11 protein-coding genes are annotated in these 16,889 nt (G+C 60.7%); 8 read left to right on the forward strand and 3 right to left on the reverse strand.

The genetic code is table 11. The annotated features are described in order from the left end of the window. Nucleotides 1-61: 61 nt before the first annotated feature. Nucleotides 62-1,837, reverse strand: a complete 1,776-nt coding sequence (locus tag ACZ3HH_RS23990; RefSeq protein ID WP_465808313.1) for a sigma 54-interacting transcriptional regulator — start codon at nucleotides 1,835-1,837, stop codon at nucleotides 62-64. A gap of 286 nt (nucleotides 1,838-2,123) precedes the next feature. Between ACZ3HH_RS23990 and ACZ3HH_RS23995 the strand changes: the two genes are divergently transcribed. From ACZ3HH_RS23995 to ACZ3HH_RS24020, 6 genes are all read left to right on the forward strand, one after another. After that, on the forward strand, nucleotides 2,124-3,599 hold the full coding sequence (locus ACZ3HH_RS23995; protein ID WP_465808315.1) for a benzaldehyde dehydrogenase: 1,476 nt from the start codon (nucleotides 2,124-2,126) through the stop codon (nucleotides 3,597-3,599). Nucleotides 3,600-3,658: 59 nt separating this feature from the next. Beyond that, on the forward strand, nucleotides 3,659-4,426 hold the full coding sequence (locus tag ACZ3HH_RS24000) for a coniferyl-alcohol dehydrogenase (protein ID WP_465808317.1): 768 nt from the start codon (nucleotides 3,659-3,661) through the stop codon (nucleotides 4,424-4,426). Between the two features lie 211 nt (nucleotides 4,427-4,637). Next, nucleotides 4,638-6,287, forward strand: a complete 1,650-nt coding sequence (locus ACZ3HH_RS24005; protein ID WP_465808319.1) for a DUF1302 domain-containing protein — start codon at nucleotides 4,638-4,640, stop codon at nucleotides 6,285-6,287. Between the two features lie 15 nt (nucleotides 6,288-6,302). Next, complete coding sequence (locus ACZ3HH_RS24010) at nucleotides 6,303-7,664, forward strand: DUF1329 domain-containing protein (RefSeq protein ID WP_465808321.1); 1,362 nt, start codon at nucleotides 6,303-6,305, stop codon at nucleotides 7,662-7,664. 68 nt (nucleotides 7,665-7,732) lie between these two features. After that, a complete protein-coding gene (locus tag ACZ3HH_RS24015; RefSeq protein ID WP_465808323.1) occupies nucleotides 7,733-8,836 on the forward strand; it encodes a WD40/YVTN/BNR-like repeat-containing protein in 1,104 nt (367 codons plus the stop codon). Between the two features lie 52 nt (nucleotides 8,837-8,888). After that, the gene (locus tag ACZ3HH_RS24020; protein ID WP_465808325.1) at nucleotides 8,889-11,312 is read left to right on the forward strand and encodes an efflux RND transporter permease subunit; all 2,424 of its coding nucleotides are present in this window, start codon (nucleotides 8,889-8,891) and stop codon (nucleotides 11,310-11,312) included. A gap of 175 nt (nucleotides 11,313-11,487) precedes the next feature. Here ACZ3HH_RS24020 and mhpT read toward each other — a convergent pair whose 3' ends face one another. Continuing rightward, nucleotides 11,488-12,705, reverse strand: a complete 1,218-nt coding sequence (mhpT, locus tag ACZ3HH_RS24025) for a 3-(3-hydroxy-phenyl)propionate transporter MhpT (protein ID WP_465808327.1) — start codon at nucleotides 12,703-12,705, stop codon at nucleotides 11,488-11,490. A gap of 335 nt (nucleotides 12,706-13,040) precedes the next feature. Here mhpT and ACZ3HH_RS24030 point away from each other — a divergent pair, with 335 nt between their 5' ends. Beyond that, entirely contained in the window at nucleotides 13,041-14,351 is a 1,311-nt protein-coding gene (locus ACZ3HH_RS24030) for an OprD family porin (RefSeq protein WP_465808329.1), read from the forward strand. A gap of 977 nt (nucleotides 14,352-15,328) precedes the next feature. Here the strand turns inward: ACZ3HH_RS24030 and ACZ3HH_RS24035 are convergent. Continuing rightward, nucleotides 15,329-15,817 carry a MarR family winged helix-turn-helix transcriptional regulator gene (locus tag ACZ3HH_RS24035; protein WP_465808331.1) on the reverse strand — a complete coding sequence of 163 codons (489 nt, stop codon included), beginning with the start codon at nucleotides 15,815-15,817 and terminating at the stop codon, nucleotides 15,329-15,331. A 211-nt stretch (nucleotides 15,818-16,028) separates the two neighbouring features. On the opposite strand from ACZ3HH_RS24035, the gene ACZ3HH_RS24040 reads away from it, so the two are divergent. Further along, the gene (locus tag ACZ3HH_RS24040; RefSeq protein ID WP_465808333.1) at nucleotides 16,029-16,859 is read left to right on the forward strand and encodes a p-hydroxycinnamoyl CoA hydratase/lyase; all 831 of its coding nucleotides are present in this window, start codon (nucleotides 16,029-16,031) and stop codon (nucleotides 16,857-16,859) included. Nucleotides 16,860-16,889: the final 30 nt, after the last annotated feature.

The raw sequence follows: 16,889 nt of genomic DNA on the forward strand, positions 1-16,889 counted from the left end.
CGTGCTTCAACAAGAGCGGGGCTGCTCCTACCGAGGTGGGCTTGCATTGACTCAGCCTGAGTCAAGCCGATGCCTGTCGGTACTTTTTCAGTCGGTAGGCAAACTGCGCACGACTCAATCCCAGCAACCGAGCGGCGGCGGCCAGGTTGCCTTCGCTCTTTTGCAGCGCTTCGTCGATCAGACGCGACTCCAGACCTTCAATGGAGAAGCCGTGTTCCAGACGAGCCAGGGTTTCCAGCAAGGCTGGACGAGGCTGCGTGCTGGCGGGGCTCGGGTCAGTGGCTGCGAGGCTGCCATTGCCGTCCAGAGAGTACGCCTCCTGCGGCATGGGTTCGTTGCGAAACAGGTGGACCAGATCGATGGCTTGACCGTCTTCGCTGGCGATCAGGCCGCGCTCGACCAGGTTCTGCAATTCCCGCACGTTGCCAGGAAAGTCATAGCGCAACAACACCTTGAGCGCGCGCATGGTCAACCCGGCGGGCTTGCGGGCGTAGGCTGTACAGAAGCGTCGCAGGAACGCGTTGACCAGCAACGGAATGTCGTCACGGCGTTCGCGCAATGGCGGCAACGTGATGGGGTAGACGTTCAGGCGGTAGAACAGGTCTTCGCGAAAGTCTCCGGCCGCCACGGCTTTGCGCAAGTCGACATTGGTTGCCGCCACCACTCGGACATCGACCTTGATCGGCTGACTTGCACCGATGCGCTCGATCTCACGCTCTTGCAATGCACGCAGCAGCTTGCCTTGGCCCGGCAGGCTGAGGCTGGCGATTTCATCGAGAAACAGCGTGCCGCCGTGAGCCCGTTCGAAGCGTCCAGGGCGCGAATGGGTCGCGCCGGTATAGGCGCCGCGTTCGACACCGAACAGTTCGGCCTCGATCAGATTGTCCGGGATCGCGGCGCAGTTGAGGGCCACGAAAGGTGCTTGATGGCGTGGGCTGAACTGATGCAACTGACGGGCGAACAATTCCTTGCCGACCCCGGACTCGCCACTGAACAGCACCGTGGCCGGCGTCGGCGCAACCCGCTGCAAGGCGAGGGTCGCGGCGTTGAAGGCGGCGCTGGCCCCAATGGGTATTGGTCCGCCGGGCATTTCGCTGTCGTCGCCCTGGGGCGCGGGCGCCGGGGCTGGACGCTGCTTCGGGGCGATGCTGGATGGCGAGGCGGTGAGATAACTCAGGTCCTGTTCGACATCGCCCCATTGCTCGGCGGTCTTGCCGATCACCCGGCAGTTCTCATGGCCCATGCCCCGGCACTCGGTTTCACGGAAGATCACCAGGCGGCCGAACAGTCCGCTGACATAACCGATGGCATAGCCCAGTTCGGTCCAGCACACCGGATCCTGGCCGATCCCGTAGGCGGCGATATGTTCGTCGGCCTCACAGGAGTGGTGCCAGAGGAATTCACCTTCGTAGAAGCCTGAGTCGGCGTCGAATTTGAAGTGCAGGGGTTCGACCTTGGTCATGCCTTCGAGTGTGTGCAGGCGAGTGCCGGCCGAGAAAACCGCCGCGGCGTCGGCGTCTGGCCAGCGCTCGCGGATCAATCGCGCATCGCGTGCACCGGACAAATAACCGGTGCGGGTAAACAGGCCGCGGGTCTGTTCCAGTCCCTGGCGCTCGATAATCTCCCGCCGCAGCGCGCCGAAGGATGAACTGTGCAATAGCAGCATGCGCTGGTCGTTGAGCCAGATACGTCCGTCAACCGGGGAAAAGAACAGGCATTCGGCTAACTCGGCCAGGGTCGGTGAGTTGCCCTCGGTCAGTTGAGTGCTGTCTCCCCGTGGCGAGAAATGTTCCTCCTGCACCGCGAGATGAGGAAGCAGCGAATGGGGATTATTCATTGTTATATGCCCCTGAGCGAGTCGACTGATCGAAATGATCAATTAGCAAAACAGTTATTAAACATAACTTTATCATTTGGACAAGTGGCCGGGTGTCGACCGAACGCCAAACGCCTTGCCTTATTCATAAGTCCCCCTCTCAAGCCCGCAGGCCAGAGCCTTCGCCACCTAAAACGCGAGGCGACGGAGGAAGTCGGCACAGCCCTTGCTCTAGTGCTTTCACGACGCTGCATCCTTTTAGCAAGGCGCGTCAGGCAATTACAAACACAAGAGCCGGGAGACCGAAATGTCGGTAAGTGAACCATCTGATTTTCTGCGGGACGCACTGTGGTGCGAACGCATCTTCAATGGCGACTGGATACGTCCATTGGGCGGCGTCAACAGAGTCATCGAGCCTGCCACCGGCGAGGTACTGACCGTCACAGGATTAGCCGATGCGGCGGACATCGCGTTTGCCAGCCTGATCGCTGCCCGTGTTCAACCGGCCTGGGCGGCATTGGGGCCACGGGAACGCGCAGAGATCTTTCGCAAAGCCGCCGCCCTGGCCCAGCAACACTTTGCCGAACTGGCGCTTTACATCGCCCGGGAAAGTGGCGGCAGTCTGTTCAAGGGTGAACATGAGGTTCGCGAGGCGATCGTCTTGTTGCATCAGGCTGCCGGTCTGCTGTCGCAACCCCATGGTCTGGTCCTCCCAAGCGAAGCGGGGCGTTTGTCCTATGCGCGCCGGTTGCCCCATGGCGTGGTCGGGGTGATCTCGCCGTTCAACTTTCCCCTGGTGCTCTCCCTGCGTTCGGTGGCACCGGCGCTGGCGGCCGGTAATGCGGTGGTGCTCAAGCCCGATCCACAGACCCCGGTCAGTGGCGGCTTCATCATTGCCCGGTTGTTCGAGGCGGCCGGTTTGCCAAAAGGGTTGCTGCAGGTTTTGCCGGGCGCAGCAGTGGCCGGTGAGGCCCTGTGCCGCGACCCGAATGTCCGGATGATCGCGTTCACCGGTTCTACCGCAGCCGGGCGCAAGGTCGCGGAGGTGGCTGGGCGTCATCTGAAAAAAGTCGCTCTGGAACTGGGCGGCAAGAACTCGTTGATCGTGCTCGAAGATGCTGATCTTGAGTTGGCGGCGAGCAATGCCGCTTGGGGTGCCTGGCTGCATCAGGGGCAAATCTGCATGGCCACCGGACGCATCCTGGCCCATGAATCGATCGCTGAAGAACTGGTCCGCCGGCTGGCAGAGAAAGCCCGGGCGATCACGGTCGGCAATGCCGCTCGCGGCGAGGCGGTATTGGGGCCTTTGATCAACAAACGACAGTTGCAACGCGTGCATGAAATCGTCACGGAGAGTGTGACTGCCGGGGCAACACTGAACGCCGGCGGCGAGTTTGAACGGCTGTTCTACCAACCTACGGTGCTTTCCGGCGTGCGTCCGGGCATGCGCGCATTTGATGAGGAGATCTTCGGTCCGGTCGCCACAGTGGTGAGTTTTGCCAGCGACGATGAGGCCATCGATCTGGCCAACCGCACCGAATATGGCTTGTCCGCTGGGATCATTTCGTCTTCGGTAGGGCAAGCGATGGCGATTGGCGAGCAACTCAATTGCGGTCTGCTGCACATCAACGATCAGACGGTGGCCGACGAGTGCATCAACCCGTTCGGTGGGCGCGGCAGCTCGGGCAATGGCGGCAGTGTTGGCGGCCCGGCCGACTGGGACGAATACACCCAATGGCAGTGGGTAACGGTCAAGGATAAGGCGCCACGTTATCCGTTCTGACGGACAGGACCAGACCGACGAGGTCGGGCGAGTACACAAAAATAATAAGAGGACTCAACATGAAACTCGACAACAAGATTGTGCTGGTGACCGGGGTCTCCTCGGGTATCGGCGCCGCTACTGCAAGCCTGCTGCGCGCCCACGGCGCCCACGTGATTGGTGTCGATCTGAAGGCCCCGCACATGACCCTGGACGGTTTTGTGCAGGGTGATCTGAGCAGTGCCGAGAACATCGACCGGCTGCTGCCGCAGTTACCGGCACGGATCGACAGCCTGTGCAATATCGCCGGGGTGCCGGGCACCGCAAATCCGCAATTGCTGGCGCAGGTTAATTACCTGGGACTGCGTCACCTGAGCCACGCATTGCTGCCGCGAATCGCCGCTGGCGGCAGCATTGTCAATATCGCTTCGATCCTCGGCGCCGAGTGGCCGTTACGCCTGGAACAGCACAAGGCGCTGGCGCGCATCGAAGGCTTCACCGCCGCGCAAGCCTGGCTGGCCGAGCACCCGGTACCGGACGCGACCTGCTACCAGTATTTCAAGGAAGCCTTGATCGTCTGGAATTACCTGCAGGCCCAGCCCTGGTTCCTCGAACACTCAGTGCGCATGAACAGCGTAGCGCCGGGCCCGGTCTTCACGCCCATCCTCGGCGACTTCGTGAGCATGCTCGGTGAAGCACGAACCCAGGCTGATGCCCATCGCATGAAACGTCCAGGTTATGCCGATGAGGTGGCGGCGGTGATCGCTTTCCTGTGTGCCGACGAGTCGCGCTGGATCAACGGCGTCAACCTGGCAGTCGATGGCGGGTTGGCCTCCACCTACATCTGAAACGCACACACCTAGACAGCTGCGCAAGCCGCTAACTGTGGCGAGGGAGCTTGCTCCCGTTCGGCTGCGAAGCAGTCGTAAACCGGCACACAAGTTCTACTTTAGAGAACGCGTTGCCCGATTTTAGGGTCCGCTGCGCGCCCCAGCGGGGGCAAGCCCCCTCGCCACAAGTGCAAAGCCATGCCAAAAATAAAAATAATGAGGAGCGTCCATGGACAACGTTAAACGTTGCTTTCGTTTCAAGCATTGCGCCCTGTTTCTGGCGTTATGCAGTGCAGGTGTGATGGTCGAAAGGGCCGAGGCCATGCAAATGGACCTGGGTGATTCGGACTGGAAACTGCGTTGGGACAACACCATCAAATACAGCCAGGCCTGGCGTCTGCAAGGTCAGGACAGCCGATTGGTCAACGCACCGACCGCCAATGGCCTGTACCCCTCGATCCAGAGTCAGGGCGATAAAAACTTCAGCAGCGGCCTGGTCTCCAACCGTCTGGATCTGTTTTCTGAAATGGACCTCAGCCGGCAAAACTATGGGCTGCGTGTGAGCGGCGCGGCCTGGTACGACGATATCTACAATCAGGACACCGACGACAGCGAGCAACCGCATTTCCTCAGCGAAACCCGCAAGCTCCACGGTCGCGACGCTGAAATTCTCGACGCCTTCGTGTTTCTGCGTGGTGACCTCGGCGAAGACTCCCAGGGCGTGGCGCGTTTGGGGCGGCACAGCCTGATTTACGGTGAAAGCCTGTTCTACGGTGGCAACGGCATTGCCAATGCCCAGGGCCCGACCGATGTGGTCAAGTTGCTCAGCGTGCCGGGAACTCAGTTCAAGGAGATCCTGCGTCCGGTCAACCAGATCTCCGGGCAGTTGCAGATCAACCCGCAGTTGTCGGTGGGCGCTTACTACCAGTTCGAGTGGGAACGTTCCAATCTGCCCGGTGCCGGCAGCTACCTGAGCGATGTCGATGCCATCGGTTACGGCAGCGGGTCCCTGCGCGAAGTGTTCGGCAACGACACGGTGAATGGCGGCGATCTGAAACCGCGAAATTCGGGGCAGGGCGGCATGCAGATTCGCTTCAAACCGACCGGGACCGAACTGGAGCTGGGTTTCTACGCCGCGCAGTATCACGACAAAGCCCCGATCGGTCTGTACGCCTACCTTGATGGCGCAGACGCGGCGGCCACCGGGCTGCCGATCCTCAGTTCCTATCGTCAGGTCTACGCCGAAGACATCAAGACGGCCGGCGTCAGCTTTTCCACTGCCTATGGCCCGTTCAACTTTGCCGGTGAAACTTCCGTGCGCTGGAATGCGCCGCTGGTGAGCAACCTGCAAGTGGTGACCCCAGGCATGGAAGCCGATGGCGGCGATGACTCACTGTTTGCCCGGGGCAAAACCGCTCACGCCAACCTGTCGGCGATTTACCTGTTGTCGCCTACCGCGTTTTGGGATGGCGGCTCGGCACTGGCCGAACTGGCGTGGAACCGCACCCTGAGCGTCACCGAGAACGCCGCCGCGCTGGATTCCAACACCACCCGCGATGCCACTGCGTTGCGGGTATTGGTGGAGCCCGCGTACTTCCAGATTGTCGACGGGATCGACCTGACCGTGCCGATCGGCATGGGCGTGGTGCTCGATGGGCGTTCTTCGGCCGTCAACAAGTCGGGCTTCGGCAATACCCATTCCGGCGACTGGAGTGTCGGGCTCAAAGCCACGTATCTGCAGCGCTGGGATGTTGGCCTCAACTACGTGAACTTCTTCGGGGCCCCGAAAGCCGGCCTGCGCGAGGACGGCAATTTCAGTTACGGGCAGTCGCTGGCCGACCGCGATTTCGTCTCGCTCTACGTGAAAACCTCATTCTAATAAGGTGGATTCGCCATGCAGAACAACGCTTTCCTGAACACTTGCGTCCTTACCCTGGCCCTGGCCGGCATCAGCCTGGCGCAGGCAGCAGTGTCGCCTGAGCAGGCTGCACGTTTGAAATCTGAACTAACGCCTCTTGGCGGCGTGCGCGCCGGCAATGCCGATGGCAGCATCCCGGCTTGGGACGGCGGTTACACCAAGGTCGCGCCGGGCTACAAACCGGGTGACAAACGTGCCGATCCATTCGCCGGCGAGAAGCCGCTGTATTCGATCAAGGCCTCGAACATGGAGCAGTACGCCAGCGAACTGGCCGAAGGCACCAAGCTCCTGTTGAAGAAATACCCGGACTATCGCCTGGACGTCTACCCGACCCATCGCTCGGCAGCAGCCCCGCAATGGGTGTATGACAACACCGGCAAGAATGCCACCCGTGCCACGCTGGAAGTCGAGAGCGAGAAAGTCGCCGGTGCTTACGGCGGCATCCCGTTCCCGATTCCGGATAACGGCGCGCAAGTGTTGTGGAATTACCGGTTGTCCTGGCAGGGCGGCGACACCATCAGCTCGCCGTTCGACACCTGGCTGATGACCGCCGGCGGCAAGAAAGTCCAGGCGACCCGAGCCCTGTTCACCTACCAGTTTCCCTACTACGTCGAAAGCGGCAGCCTGGAAAATTATTCCGGCAAGTACCTGATTGGCAAACTTCTGACCGAACTGCCGTCGTCCAAGGCCGGTGAAGGCCTGATGACCCATTGGGACATGGACCCGGCCAACCGTGCGGCCTGGCAGTATCTGGTCGGTCAGCGTCGGGTGCGTCGGGCGCCGAACATCGCCTACGACACCCCGGATTTCGTGACCTCTGGTGTCGGTCTGTTCGACGAAGCGTTCATGCTGTTCGGGCCTACCGATCGCTATGACCTCAAGCTGACGGGCAAGAAAGAACTGATCGTTGCCTACAACAATAACCGCGCCGGCCTGGCCAGCAGCGACGATCTGGTCAAACAGAATTTCCTCAATCCCGATCTGGTGCGTTGGGAGAAACATCGGGTCTGGGTGGTCGAGGCCACGCTCAAACCCGGCAAGCGCCACGTGGTACCACGTCGGACTTACTACGTCGACGAGGACTCCTGGCAGATCCTGATGGCCGACGGGTATGACGCGCAGGGCAAACTGGGACGGCAGCAGTATTCGCTGACACTGCTGGCGCCGGACCTGCCGGCGCTCACTGCGCAGGTCATGTGGGGCAGTTACAACCTCGACACCGGCGCCTACTTCCTGAACTCATCGAGCAACGATCTGACGGTCCAATACCAGAAAGTCGCGAAACCGTCGGCTTCCTATTTCACGCCGGATGCCATGGCCAACGAAAACATGCGTTGAACCATGGGGGCCGTGGCGGGCGAGAGGCTCGTCGCGGTCGCCAGCGATTTTACAGCCGGGGTAAAGACATGAACGTTGAAAAAATCTTTGCGAGTTTTGGTCTGCGATTGAGCGCCCGCGCCCTGGTGTTGTGCCTGTTGGCGAGCACATCAATGGCTGCGCAGGCCGCGACGTTCGCGGTACTGCAGCAGCCGGCACTGCCGACCGCCAAGGCCGCGCGTGCGGTATTGCTTGGGTTGGCCCGGGCTGGCGAGCGTCTGGTGGCGGTCGGCGAGCGCGGCATCGTGCTGCTGTCGGATGACTCTGGAATGAGTTGGCGCCAGGCCCGTGTGCCGGTCAGCGTCAGCCTGACCGCGGTGCAATTCGTCGATGCCGAGCAGGGCTGGGCGGTCGGTCATCTGGGTGTGGTGTTGCACACCGAGGACGGTGGTGAAACCTGGCACAAGCAACTCGACGGTGAACGTGCCGCCGCGCTGGCGGTGCAGGCCGCGGAGCGCAACGCCGATCAGCCGGGTGGCGCCAGCAACCTTGCGCAGGCACGGCAGATGCTCGACGACGGGCCGGATAAACCGTTTCTCGACCTGTACTTCCGTGACCGCCTGCATGGCTACATCGTTGGCGCCTACAACCAGATCTATCGCACCGACGACGGCGGACGAAGCTGGCGGCCGTGGATGCAGCATGTGAACAATCCGCAGGGCCTGAACCTGTATGGGATCCGCGCTTCGGGTAACGACCTGCTGCTGGTGGGCGAGCGCGGTTTGCTGTTGCGTTCGACCGATGCCGGGCATTCGTTCCAGCCTCTGAAATCACCTTATGAAGGTAGCTTCTTCGGTCTGCTCGGTACCCGCGGCGGAGCGTTGATTGCCTACGGATTGCGCGGTAACGCCTGGTGGTCCGAAGACCGTGGCAGCAGTTGGCGACGCCTCGACACCGGCATCGAATCAACACTGGCGACAGCCATCGAGCTGCGTGACGGCAGCCTGCTGTTGGCCAGCCAGAGCGGTGAACTTTTGTTCAGCCATGACCAGGGGCGCAGTTTCGACAAGCGCCAGAGCCGCAGCGGCGGGACGGTCGCTGCCGTGCAACAGACAGCCGACGGCAGTCTGGCCAGCGTCGGTTTGAGTGGCGTGGCCACTGACCAGGATCCGCGGGCCTCCGCCAAACCTTGAAACTTCACGGTGTAGCGCTATCGGGCCATAGCCCGTGCAACAGGAGTCAGACTTGAAAGACGACAAAACCCAAACCGTGATCGGCCGCCTGGAAGACTTCGACCAGGCGTCGGGTAATTTCGCCGAGCGAATGATATTCAACCATCGACCGCTGGTGATCCTGCTGTGTCTGCTGGTGACGCTGGTGCTCGGCTGGCAAGCCACGCGCATCGGTATCAACGCCAGCTATGAAAAGACCATCCCTACGGGGCACCCCTATGTCGCCAACTTCCTGGAGAATCGCAGCGAGTTGAGCGGTCTGGGCAACTCGTTGCGGATCGCCGTGGAGGTCAAGCAGGGCAGCATCTTCACCAAGGATTACCTCGACACCCTGGCCAGGCTCAACGATGAGCTTTATCTGCTGCCGGGTGTCGACCGTCCTTACATGAAGTCGTTATGGACCCCGACCACGCGCTGGACCGCAGTAACCGAGGAGGGGCTCGATGGCGGTACCGTGATCCCCGACGATTACGATGGCTCGGCGACCAGTATCGAGCAGGTGCGAACCAACGTCGGCCGTTCCGGTGAGGTCGGCCAACTGGTCGCCGGCAACTTCAAGTCCAGCGTGATCTTCGTGCCGTTGCTCGAAGTCAGTCCGCAGACCGGCAAAGCCCTGGACTACGGTGAGTTCTCCCGGCAGTTGGAGGCGCTGCGGGACAAGTACCAGACCGATGACCTGCGAATCCACATCACCGGTTTCACCAAAATCGTCGGCGATCTGATCGAGGGGCTGACCCAGGTCTTGTTGTTCTTCGTGATGGCGGTGTTGGTGACCGTGGTGGTGCTTTACGGTTACACCCGCTGCGCGCGCAGCACCCTGGTGGTGGTGACCTGTTCGTTGGTGGCCGTGCTCTGGCAGATGGGGCTGCTCGCGATATTTGGGTATGAGCTGGACCCGTACTCGGCGCTGGTGCCGTTTCTGGTGTTCGCCATCGGCATGAGCCATGGCGCGCAGAAGATGAACGGCATCATGCAAGACGTCGGTCGCGGCACCCACCGGGTAGTGGCCGCGCGTTATACCTTTCGCCGACTGTTCGCCGCCGGCATGACCGCTTTGCTCTGCGATGCGGTGGGCTTCGCCGTGTTGCTGCTGATTAATATCCGGGTGATTCAGGACCTGGCGATCACCGCCAGCCTCGGCGTGGCGGTGCTGATTTTCACCAACCTGATTCTGCTGCCGATTCTGCTCAGCTATATCGGCGTCAGCCCGGCAGCGGCGCAACGCAGCCTGAGTTCCGAAACCGCCGAGCTGCAAGCACAAACCAAGCATCCCTTGTGGCGTGTACTCGATCTATTCACCCAGCGGCGCTGGGCCATTGGCGCGATGCTGGGCGGCCTGCTGCTGGCAGCGTTCGGTTTTGCCGTGAGCCTGAACCTGAAGATCGGTGATCTCGATCCCGGAGCTCCGGAGTTGCGCGCCGACTCGCGCTACAACCGCGACGCACTGTTCATGACCCAAAACTATGCGACCAGTTCGGATATTTTCGTGGTCATGATCAAGACGCCGGAAGATCAGTGCACGCGCTACGCCAGCCTGTCTGCGGTGGACGCGTTGGCCTGGCAACTGGAGCAATTGCCTGGCGTGGAGTCGACCACTTCAATGGCGGCGCTGAGCAAGATCGCCACGGCCGGTTACAACGAAGGCAACTTCAAGTGGTATGAGCTGATCCCCAACGACGGTGCGCTGGGCGCAGTGCAGACACGTGCACCGCGGGAACTGTTCAATCAGGGCTGTTCGATGCTGTCGCTGTACGTTTACCTGTCCGATCACAAGGCCGATACCTTGAATCGGGTGGTGGAGGCGAGCGAGGCCTTCATCGCTGCGCATCAGGTGCCCGAGGTCAAGTTCATGCTGGCCGCCGGCAGCGCCGGAATCGAAGCCGCGACCAATATCGTGGTGAAAAAATCCATGCACGAGATGCTGTTCTGGGTCTACGGCGCGGTCAGCCTGCTATGCCTGCTGACCTTCCGTAGCTGGCGTGCAACCCTTTGCGCGATGCTGCCGCTGATGCTCACCTCGATTCTTTGTGAGGCGCTGATGGTGGGGCTGGGCATGGGGGTGAAAGTCGCGACACTGCCAGTGATCGCACTGGGCGTGGGCATCGGCATCGACTACGCGCTCTATGTATTGAGCGTGATCCTGGCTCGAATGCGTGCCGGTGACACCTTGGCTCAGGCGTATTACCAGGCGCTGTTGTTCACCGGCAAAGTGGTTCTGCTGACCGGCATGACACTGGCGGTCGCAGTCTCGACCTGGGCCTTCTCGCCGATCAAATTCCAGGCCGACATGGGCATCCTGCTGGCCTTCATGTTCCTGGTGAACATGCTAGGCGCCTTGATCCTGCTGCCGGCTCTGGCCTGGCTGCTGCTGCCGCAGAAGGTCTTCGCAAAAAAGCCTGAGGAGAGCGTGCTTGTGCAGTGGGTCAAGGAGGGCTGAAGGGCTCGGTAAAGAGCAAGGGCCGGGCGAAGTGTGGGGTGCTACCGGCACGCCGGACCCTGTGGGAGCGGGCTTGCCCGCGAAGACGGCGGCACAGGCAACATTGATGTCGTCTGACACTCCGTCTTCGCGAGCAAGCCCGCTCCCACAGGTCTCGCGTTTTAACTGACGGGCATCAGGCCTTGGCCTTTTCCATCGATACAGTCAGTGGGGCTGAACGGGCAATCACGCTGATGATGGTCAGTGCTGCAATCACCAACCCGGGGGAGGTCGCCAGCAATACCCCGGTGGTGCCGGCTCCGGCTGCCAGAATCTGCCCCGCGGCCAAGGGCCCGGCGACTGACCCCAGACGACCGATGGCCACAGCCGCGCCGACGCCGGTGGCACGCACCGAAGTCGGGTATGACGGCGGTGCCAGGGCGTAAAGCACCAGTTGCGCAGCCATCACAAACAACCCCGCAGCAAACCCGGCGATGCCCATAGGAACAATGCCCACCGACAGGCCGACCCCGGCCAGCGCCGCCAGCAACCCGGCATAGACAAACAGCACAACCTTGATGCCGTTGCAGCGATCCAGCAGCAGTCCGCCGAGCAGGGAGCCGAGGGCGCCGCCGATATTGAACAGCATCTGCACCAGGCCAGCCTGGGGTTTACTGAAACCCTGTTCCAGCAGCAGTGACGGCAGCCAGTTGAGCAACATGTACATCACGGTCAGGGTGAAGAAATAGCTCAGCCACAGCGCCAGGGTGACGCGAGCCCGGCCTTCGCCGAACAGTGCCTGACCGGTTGAAGCGCGCGCCACATTGACAGTCCCTTGCTGCTGGCGAAAGGCGCTGGACTCGGGCAGCAACAGGATCATCAGCGGCACCACCAGCAACGGCGCGAGTCCGCCGATGATGAAGGTCGCCTGCCAATGATCGGTGAACAGCATGGCGACCACCGCCGCCAGTGCTCCACCCAACGGCACGCCGGCATACATGATGCTGATGGCAGTACCTCGGCGTTGCTCACCCACGGCTTCGGCACACAAGGCGATCAGGTTGGGCAGGGCGGCGCCCAGGCCCAGGCCGGTCATGAAGCGCGCCAACAACAGGCTGGAGAAAGTGCTGACGTAGGCAGTGCTGAGCGAGAACACGCCGAACAGCAACACGGCGCCGATGAGGATTTTCTTGCGACCGATGCGATCGGCAATCCTGCCGCCGAAGAAGGCGCCCGGCAGCAAGCCGATGATGCCGGCGCTGAACACCCAACCCATCATTTTCGGGTCCAGGGCAAAGGTCTGGCGCAGGCCCGAGGCGGCAGTGCCGGCAGCTTGCAGGTCGAAGCCTTCAATCAGTGCAACGATAAAACACAGGGCGATGGTCAGCGTCGTACGACGTGATGGGATGTCCATGGCGAACCTCATTATTGTTTTTGTGGGTGTGCTGACGGGTGAGCGCGAGTCTGCTCGCCTCAAGCGATGACAGGCTGAAATTAAGATTAACAAAGATAACTAAAAAATGAACAGCCAAGGTTTTTGGCCAAAAAAATGGCATTAATCTCATTAAATCAATGTCATGACGCATTGAGTAAGATGGATCTAAAAAATAGATAATAATATTAATGTTCGGTTATCGGTCATTATGGATTGACGCCACCCCTCGGCTGTTTCCATTCTCTGGCCTGAGATCCCTGGAACAACCCTGGCGATCCCGTTCAAAAAACAACAACAATAAGTGGACATCGAACATGCCAAAGCTCCCTTGGAAGGCCCTTGCGGCGACTTCCGCCTTACCTGTTCGCGCACCTTGCCTGGTCCTGTTGGGCTTGAGTGTGATTGCCACCCCGGCGCTGGCCGAAGGCTTTATCGACGACAGCCACGGCACCTTGACCTTGCGCAATTACTACCTGGATCGCGACTACAAGGATGAAGGGGCGAAAACCGCGGCCAGGGAATGGGCTCAGGGTTTCATCATGAATGTGGAGTCGGGCTTCACCACGGGGACTGTTGGCTTCGGCCTGGATGCCCGCGGGCTGATGGGGGTGAAGCTGGACTCGTCGCCGGACCGTAGCGGCACCGAGTTGCTGCCGGTGTCCAGCAGCGACAAGCGCGCGGCGGACGAATATTCGCGCCTGGCCATGACCGCCAAGATGCGTTTTGCCCAGACCACGGTGAAGAGCGGCGACGTGTCGATCTTCCTGCCATTTGCTTTCGCCAGCCCGTCACGGCTGCTGCCGCAGACGTTTCGCGGCACCACCCTCAGTTCCAAGGACATCGACGGGTTGACCTTCAACACCGGCTACATCGATCGCATCAACAAGCGTGATTCCACCGACTACCAGCCGATGAGCATCGCCTCGCCGAACCGGCGTTTCAATGGCGCGGCCACCTCATCGCACATGGCCTATGTCGGCGGCGATTATCAGGTGAACAAAGACCTCAGTCTGCGTGCCTATCACGCCGAAGTGGCGGACCTGTACCAGCAGAACACCCTGGCCTTGCTGCACAATCTGCAGGTGGGCGAGGGCACGCTGACCACCGATCTGCGCAGTTTTTTCAGCGACGAAGATGGCAGCGCCAAGGCCGGCAAGGTGGACAACCGCAACCTGTCGGCGCTGTTTGGCTATCGCTTTGGCGGCCATCGCCTGAGCCTGGGCTATATGCACGCCAGTGGCGACACGGCGACGCCCTATGTGTCGGGCACCGAGTTGATGGGCATGAGTGAGCTGACCATGAGTTCGGACTTCCTCAATGCCAAGGAGCGGACCTGGCAAGCGATGTACGACTATGACTTCGCCGCCGCCGGGGTGCCCGGGCTGAAAAGCCGGCTGCGTTATGTGCGCGGTGACCATATCGAGCTGACGGCGCTGAATGCCGACGACCGCAAGGAGCGAGAATTCCAGATGGAGCTGGGCTATGTGATCCAGAGTGGCCCGCTGAAGAACGTCGGGCTGATGGCGCGCAAGTCGATCTATCGCAATGACTTCCCCGCCGGCGCGGCGTTTCGAGATGAAAACCAGACCCGGTTTCTGGTGCTCTACACCGTGCCGATCTGGTAAGTCGTTTTTACCTGCATGCGCATGCGTTTCTTGATTTTTATGGTGTGCATATCCGTTTCTGCGGCAACGGCTGCTATTGGTTTCGCTTTTACAGCGAGTCACTTTGGAAAAGCCCCAAAGTAACCAAAGGGCTTCTGCCCCTGTCGTTCGGTGCCTCGCTTAGGCTCGGCATGCCCTCGCTCCGGTCCTGCTCCGTGGGCCCGCCGCGATCGGCCATCCCTGGCCGTGCGCGGCTAACCCGGCATCCATGCCGGGTTGCCCACTGCGCAGAACCTCCTCTCGGCCTCTCGAGGGGGCGGTGCGTCAAGATCAACAGCTGCAGGCGAGCTAACGCTCGGCCTGTTGAGTGGTGAGAAGCGTTGTCGTACGCCGATCTATTGTGGGAGCTGGCTTGTCGGGTCGCCGCTTCGCTGCGATGGCGACCTGACAGCCGACCAACCTCTTGCAGATGCACATCATCCCTGTGGGAGCTGGCTTGCCTGCGATGGGGACCTGTCAGCCGACCAATTTCCCCGGGATGTACCCAGTCCAATTGTGGGAGCGAGCCTGCTCGCGATGCTGTTGATCTTGCCGTTGCCGTTGCCGTTGCCGTTGCTTTGGCTTTTGATCTTGATCTGCCGCCCCTTTCCCAGAGGCCGAACGCAGGCGTTGCGCAGGGGGCACCGCGGCAAGGATGCCGCGGTAGCCGCCCCCGGCCATGGATGGCCGATGGCGGCGGGCCCCCGGAGCAATGCCGGAGTGAGGGCATGCCGAGCCTAAGCGAGGCACCGAATGGCGGGGCAAAAGCGCTTTGGTTACTTTCGCGCTTTTCGAAAGTGACTCGCTGTAAAAGCGAAACCGTCAGCGGCCGTTACCGCAGAAACGGATATGTACTCCAAAACACCAAGCCCCAACAACAAATCTCTAGCTCAAGAGATGTGTAGATACCCATGCTGCCATGAGGCCTGCCGTTCCCCAGGAACGCCGGCATCGGCGTTTCAGGCCTGATAGACCTTTTTCAGCAACCTGAGCAGTTCTTCGCGCTCCTGGCTGTCGAGGTTGGACGTTGCATCCATGTCGCTCTCGGCAGCGATCTGCTTCAATTCCTTGAGCAGCGTCTCGCCGGTCTTGCTGAGAAAAATCCCATAGGAGCGCTTGTCTGGCTTGCAACGCACCCGCACCGCCAGCGCCCGTTCTTCCAGTTTGTTCAGCAGCGGTACTACCTGCGGTGGCTCGATGGTCAAGGCCTTGGCCAGGTCGGTCTGCATCAGCCCTGGGTTCTGGTCGATGATCGCCAGGGCCGAGAACTGCGCCGGTCGCAAGTCATGGGCCGAGAGCCGACCAATGAGATTCTGGAACAGTTTCAGCTGCGCCCGGCGCATGGCGTAACCGATCAGATCGTCCAGGGCGGAATCCAGCGGCGCCTGGGTTTCGGCGCTGTCGGCAGGGGCCTCGGGGGCGGCGGCAATCTTGGAAGACTTGGCCATTGCAGGGTGAATCCTCAGCTGGCGGTTAAGAAGACTATCTAGTTTGCCGAGATTGGCCGGGGATAGCCATGGCCTCTTTCAGATCTCTGGGCGTTGCGCCTGTTTTCGGGACAAAAAATATTCGGTTAATTTCATTAATAGTTAATTGACATAACTAATATTGGGGTTTAGTTTTTACCCATCGTCAAGCCAAGAACAAGAGAGCATCACCATGAGCAATTACGAAGGTCGCTGGACAACGGTCAAAGTGGAAATCGAGGAAGGCATCGCGTGGGTCATCCTCAACCGCCCGGAAAAACGCAACGCCATGAGCCCGACATTGAACCGCGAGATGATCGACGTTCTGGAAACCCTGGAGCAGGATCCAGACGCCGGTGTACTGGTGCTGACCGGTGCGGGCGAAGCCTGGACCGCCGGCATGGACCTCAAGGAATACTTCCGCGAAGTGGATGCCGGCCCGGAAATCCTTCAGGAAAAAATCCGCCGTGAAGCCTCGCAATGGCAATGGAAACTGCTGCGCATGTATGCCAAGCCAACCATCGCCATGGTCAACGGCTGGTGCTTCGGTGGTGGTTTCAGCCCGCTGGTGGCCTGCGACCTGGCGATCTGCGCCGATGAAGCGACCTTCGGCCTGTCGGAAATCAACTGGGGCATCCCGCCGGGCAACCTGGTGAGCAAAGCCATGGCCGACACCGTGGGCCATCGGCAGTCGCTGTACTACATCATGACCGGCAAGACCTTTGATGGGAAAAAAGCCGCCGAGATGGGCCTGGTCAACGAGAGCGTACCCCTGGCGCAACTGCGTGAAGTGACGATCGAGCTGGCGCGTAACCTGCTGGAGAAAAACCCGGTGGTGCTGCGGGCGGCCAAGCACGGCTTCAAGCGTTGCCGCGAACTGACTTGGGAGCAGAACGAAGATTACCTGTACGCCAAGCTCGATCAGTCGCGTCTGCTGGACACCGAAGGTGGTCGCGAGCAAGGCATGAAGCAGTTCCTCGACGACAAGAGCATCAAGCCCGGTTTGCAGACTTACAAACGCTGAAACCCGGCATTGAATCAGGGCGAGTTGGCT

This window comes from Pseudomonas sp. PME37.24/025, from assembly GCF_055556615.1.

Coding starts and splice junctions, on each gene's coding strand:
- ACZ3HH_RS24030 (WP_465808329.1), top strand. CDS start 13,041: ATGCCAAAGCTCCCTTGGAAGGCCCTTGCGGCGACTTCCGCCTTACCT.
- ACZ3HH_RS23995 (WP_465808315.1), top strand. CDS start 2,124: ATGTCGGTAAGTGAACCATCTGATTTTCTGCGGGACGCACTGTGGTGC.
- ACZ3HH_RS24010 (WP_465808321.1), top strand. CDS start 6,303: ATGCAGAACAACGCTTTCCTGAACACTTGCGTCCTTACCCTGGCCCTG.
- ACZ3HH_RS24000 (WP_465808317.1), top strand. CDS start 3,659: ATGAAACTCGACAACAAGATTGTGCTGGTGACCGGGGTCTCCTCGGGT.
- ACZ3HH_RS23990 (WP_465808313.1), bottom strand. CDS start 1,837: ATGAATAATCCCCATTCGCTGCTTCCTCATCTCGCGGTGCAGGAGGAA.
- mhpT (WP_465808327.1), bottom strand. CDS start 12,705: ATGGACATCCCATCACGTCGTACGACGCTGACCATCGCCCTGTGTTTT.
- ACZ3HH_RS24015 (WP_465808323.1), top strand. CDS start 7,733: ATGAACGTTGAAAAAATCTTTGCGAGTTTTGGTCTGCGATTGAGCGCC.
- ACZ3HH_RS24040 (WP_465808333.1), top strand. CDS start 16,029: ATGAGCAATTACGAAGGTCGCTGGACAACGGTCAAAGTGGAAATCGAG.
- ACZ3HH_RS24035 (WP_465808331.1), bottom strand. CDS start 15,817: ATGGCCAAGTCTTCCAAGATTGCCGCCGCCCCCGAGGCCCCTGCCGAC.
- ACZ3HH_RS24005 (WP_465808319.1), top strand. CDS start 4,638: ATGGACAACGTTAAACGTTGCTTTCGTTTCAAGCATTGCGCCCTGTTT.